Origin of the sequence: Vescimonas sanitatis, assembly GCF_049060325.1 — a bacterium.
Lineage (GTDB): Bacteria > Bacillota > Clostridia > Oscillospirales > Oscillospiraceae > Vescimonas > Vescimonas sanitatis.
The window spans coordinates 1-434 of sequence record NZ_JBMGPW010000048.1 but is presented as its reverse complement, the minus strand read 5'-3'; the positions used below and the strand labels follow the sequence as shown (position 1 = coordinate 434).

Below are 434 nucleotides of genomic sequence, written 5' to 3'. Positions count from 1 at the left end.
CCCTCCGGCGGCATCGGCGTGATCCGCGTGGGCGCCGCCACCGCGGTGGAGCTCAAGGAGCGCAAGCACCGCATCGAGGACGCCGTGCGCAACGCCAAGGCCGCGGTGGAGGAGGGCATCGTCGCCGGCGGCGGCGTGGCCCTGATCCAGGCCGGCGCCAAGGCGTTCGGTGGCCTGCAGCTCGAGGGCGACGAGGCCACCGGCGCGAACATCGTGAAGGTCGCCATCGAGGCCCCGCTGAAGCAGATCGCCTTCAACGCCGGCCTGGAGCCCGGCGTCGTGGCGGACAAGGTCAAGACCCTCGACGACGGCCACGGCCTGAACGCCGCCACCGGCGAGTACGAGGACCTGCTGGCCGCCGGCATCAACGACCCGGTGAAGGTGACCCGCTCGGCCCTGCAGAACGCCGCGTCCATCGCGGGCCTGTTCCTGAC

The 434-nt window shown here is 72.6% G+C and carries 1 protein-coding gene; it reads left to right on the top strand.

Features of this window, described 5'->3' with window-relative positions; genetic code table 11:
* A partial coding sequence (locus tag ACOMDU_RS13690) for a TCP-1/cpn60 chaperonin family protein (protein ID WP_421130710.1) occupies positions 1-434 on the top strand: 434 nt, incomplete at both ends.